General features: G+C 70.3%; 2 protein-coding genes and 2 pseudogenes. All 4 read left to right on the forward strand.

Annotated features, from left to right (window positions below):
* Positions 1-969: pseudogene (locus VFM98_RS13785) on the forward strand (hypothetical protein); the annotation flags it as partial.
* Positions 969-1,610 (forward strand): OmpA family protein, encoded by a 642-nt coding sequence (locus VFM98_RS13790; RefSeq protein ID WP_325110490.1) that lies wholly within the window; start codon positions 969-971, stop codon positions 1,608-1,610. The pseudogene VFM98_RS13785 and the gene VFM98_RS13790, both read left to right, overlap by 1 nt.
* Entirely contained in the window at positions 1,607-2,209 is a 603-nt protein-coding gene (locus VFM98_RS13795; RefSeq protein WP_325110489.1) for a DUF2894 domain-containing protein, read from the forward strand. The genes VFM98_RS13790 and VFM98_RS13795 overlap by 4 nt, the downstream gene beginning before the upstream one ends.
* 307 nt (positions 2,210-2,516) lie before the next feature.
* Positions 2,517-4,004 (forward strand): annotated as a pseudogene (locus VFM98_RS13800) (copper oxidase); the annotation flags it as partial.

Below are 4,004 nucleotides of genomic sequence, written 5' to 3' on the forward strand. Positions count from 1 at the left end.
GCCGCCATGGCGCAGATCGCGGAGGACGCGCAGCGCCTGCACGCCCAAGTGGGCGAGGATGCGAAGCGCCTGCACGCGCAGCTGGGCCAGGACGCGGAGCGCGCCCACGCGCAGATGGCTGCGGATACGGAGCGCCTGCACGCGCGCATGGCGGAGGATGCGCGGCTCGTCCACTCCGGCGTGGCCGAGGAAGCGCAGCGCATCCACGCGAGCCTGGTCGAACAGGCGCAGCGGGTGCATTCGGTCGTGTCCGAAGAAGCACAGCGAGTCCACGCGGGCCTGCTCGAACAAGCCCGACGCATCCACGTCACCGTGACCGAGGAAGCGCGGCGCGTCCATGCCGGTGTGGCCGAAGAAGCTCGGGGCGTTCACGCAGGGATCGCCGAACAGGCGCAGCGCGTCCACGAGCGGCTCGCGGAGCAGGCGCAGCACCTGCACGCCCGCGTCGGCGAGGCGTCGGCCCGCGCGGCCGAGCGCGAGCAGCAAGTGCTGCAGGAGCGCGCGCAGTTGCTGGACCGCATGACTGCACTGCTGGCTTCACTGCAGCAGTCTTCCGGCGAACAGCGCGCCGCCATCGATGCGATGGTGGCCTCGGCCTCCTCCGTGCTGGAGGAAGCCGGCGCGCAGTGGGCGCAGGTGCTGCAGGCACAGGCCGCGCGCGCGGCCGACACCAGCGCGCACCTGGGCGCCAGCGCGGTGGAACTGGCCAGCGTGGCCGAAGCCTTCGCGCAGGGCGTGCAGGGCTTCCAGGCCGGCAACGACAAGCTGACGGAAACGCTGCAACGCATCGAGTCCGCGCTGCAGCGCTCCACGGCGCGCAGCGACGAACAGCTCGCCTACTACGTGGCGCAGGCGCGCGAGGTGATCGACCTCAGCATTGCCTCGCAGCAGGGCCTGGTCGAGAACCTGCGCCAGCTCCAGGCCCGCAAGGGCAGCGCCCGCGCGCTGGCCGACGGAGAGCCCGCGTGATGCTGGAGGCGGACGAGGGCGAGCTCGCCGCGCAGGCGCCGGTCTGGACGGTCTTCGGCGACCTCATGTCCGGCCTGGTCGGCGCCTTCGTGCTGGTGCTGGTGGGCGTGCTGGTGGTGCAGATGGACCTGGTGGCCAGCCTGCAGCAGGAGGTGGAGAAGCGGCGGGTGGAGGAGCAGCGCCGCATCGCGCTGGAGAAGGCGCTCGCCATCCCGCTCGCCTCCGGCCGCGTGACCCTGGCCAACGGCCGCATCGGCATCAGCGGCAGCGTGCTGTTCGACGTGAATTCCGACGCCCTGCGGCCCGAGGGCCGTCAGTTGCTGCGCAGCCTGGTGCATCCCCTGCGGGTGTACCTCGGCGAGCGCAAGGAGATGCTGATGGTCAGCGGCTTCACCGACGACAAGCCGCTGCGCGAAGGCAACCGCCGCTTCGCCGACAACCTGGAGCTGTCGGCGCAGCGGGCGCTCACGGTGACGCGCGTGCTGATCGAGGAAGGCATGCCCTCGGCGCAGGTGTTCGCCGCCGCCTTCGGCCCCGAACAGCCGGTGGCCTCGAATGCGAGCGAAGAGGGCCGCGCGCTCAATCGCCGGGTGGAAATGGCGCCCGTGCCGCGCACGGCCCCCGCGCCGGCCGCGAAATGAACGCGGGCCCCGAGCACTTCCTGCAAGCGCTCGCCCGCCGCATGGAGGGCCAGCCGCCGGCCGTCCGCGCGCTGCTGGAACAGAAATTCGCGGGCGCCCTGGCCGAACGCGCGCAAGAGCCGGGGCCGACCGCCGGCGAGCGCCGGGCCGCGCCGGCCGCATCCGTGCGTGCATCCGCGCCGGCGCAGCAACAACGTGCCGCGACTCCGCTCGCGGCGCTCACCGAGCAGCTGCAAGCCGCCGCCTCGGCGCGGCTGGCCGATGCCGCCCAGGGCGAGCCTTTCGACCCGCAGGAACTCGCGAGCGCGCGCCGCTTCCGCCACGCCTGGGAGGCGGGCCGCACGGTGCAGCAGGTGGAGGCGGCGCTGCAGCGCCGGCCCGCCAACGCCGGCCCGCTCAACTCCCACGCGCTGGTGCTGCACTCGCTGGCGCTGATGCGCCAGCTCTCGCCCGACTACCTGCGCCGCTTCCTGCGGCTGGCGGAGTCGCTGCAGGCGCTGGAGCAGGCCGCAGCCATGCCGGGGCCGGGGCGGGCGCGCGCGGCCAAGGCCGCGAAGGCCAGCCGCAAGCCGCGGCGGAGTCGCTCCAGCGACAGTTGACGCGGCCCTTCGTCGCCGCCGCAACTCGGCCGTGACAGAGTTGGGGATTGCATGGGGCAATTTCCCCGGGTTTGGTGCCCCGCAAGCCGGGACTTTCCCCAGGCTTCGAGATTATTCCCGGAAGTTCCTACCATCTTTCCCGCATTCGCGGGCGATTCCTGAGCGGTTTCAGCGGATTAATGACCACTACCTCGAAAGGTCAATAGGCGAATACGAAAGCTACAAAGTCAGGCACGGGCGATGCGTTACGGCTGTTGCAGGAACAAGGGAACCATTGCAAACGCAACACCCCACGAGGAGTGCCTCAATGCAACGACATGCACCGAGGCGGCGCCTGGGCGTACCAGCCCCGACCCGCTATACCCTGACCGCGGCCTGCGCCGCCGCCATTGCGGCGGCGAGCCTGAATGCGCAGGCCGCCATGGACTATTTCGGTCCACCCTCTGCGACGGATCCGTCGCACTACACCGACCAGCCGTCCGATCCCACCCTGATGCTGCAGCAGCTGTTCGACGTGCCGGAGGCGAACGAAGGCGCACTGGAGATCCCCGGCGGCTTCATCGAGAAGAAGGAGGTCCCCGCCGAGAACGTGGTCCCGCGCGACGCGCTGTACCCGTTCGACTATCCCACCAACGGCCTGCCCAGCCCCTTGTTCGGCGCCCAGCCCTGGACGCAGAAGATGCTGATGTTCGAGGAGTTCGGCCCCGAGCCGCTGGACGCCAACGCCGAAGCCGGCACCCTGCCCTTCCCGCGTCCGACCACCGGCCCCGCGCCGGAGCAGGATCCCAACAACGCCCTGCGCAGCACGCCGGAGAGCGCGGCCCTCGACGCCTTCCTGGCGCAGACCGGCCTGATGCCCTTCCCCACCCGCGAGTCGAACACCTCGGTGCAGAACCCGTGGAAGGCGGACATCGAGCTGTTCCTCGAGCGCTTCCTCACCAACCCGCCGGCGGAGGGGCGCCCGCCCGGGGAAGGCTGGGCGCACCAGCGCTGGAACGAGTTCTACCCGCAAGCCTTCTTCAAGACCGTGCAGACCGGCGCGCGTGCCAACCTCGGCCTGCGTGACCACAAGCAGCTGCACGGCTACAACAAGGGCGAGTTCGGCCCCGGCGGCCTGTACTACAACACGGCCGACAACAGCAACCCGGCGTTCAACGGCACGACCAGGGGCATTCCGGTCAAGTTCCACCCGAAGTTCCCGGTGCAGGACAGCAAGGCGCTGTGGACCTTCGACGGCACCTTCCCGCCCAAGCTGCTGATGGCGCGCTACGGCCAGCCGATCCTCATGCGCCACTACAACGCGCTGCCGATCGACCCGCAGGCCAACCGCGGCTTCGGTCTGCACACGATCACGACGCACGAGCACAACGGCCACTCGCCGGCGGAAAGCGACGGCTACGCCAACGCCTTCTTCTTCCCCGGCCAGTTCTACGACTACCGCTGGCCGCTGCAGCTGGCGGGCTACGACACCATCAACACGAGCGCCACCGACCCGAAGGCGGCCTTCCCCTGCGCGCCCGGCGAGACGCTGTTCGTCAACGACGCCACCCCCGGCGTGAAGACCTGCCAGAACGGGAGCATCAAGATCCGCGGCGACTGGCGCGAGACGATGTCGACGCACTGGTTCCACGACCACATGCTCGACTTCACGGCACAGAACGTCTACAAGGGCAACGCCGTGATGATGAACTACTACTCGGCGCTGGACCGCGGCAACGAGGCCATCAACGACGGCGTGAACCTGCGCCTGCCCTCCGGCTCGGCGATGCCGTGGGGCAACCGCGACTACGACGTG

This window comes from Ramlibacter sp. (assembly GCF_035706265.1).
Lineage (GTDB): Bacteria > Pseudomonadota > Gammaproteobacteria > Burkholderiales > Burkholderiaceae_C > Ramlibacter.

Excerpts from the sequence above, each read along its gene's own strand:
- VFM98_RS13790 (WP_325110490.1), top strand. The coding sequence starts at position 969 with ATGCTGGAGGCGGACGAGGGCGAGCTCGCCGCGCAGGCGCCGGTCTGG.
- VFM98_RS13795 (WP_325110489.1), top strand. The coding sequence starts at position 1,607 with ATGAACGCGGGCCCCGAGCACTTCCTGCAAGCGCTCGCCCGCCGCATG.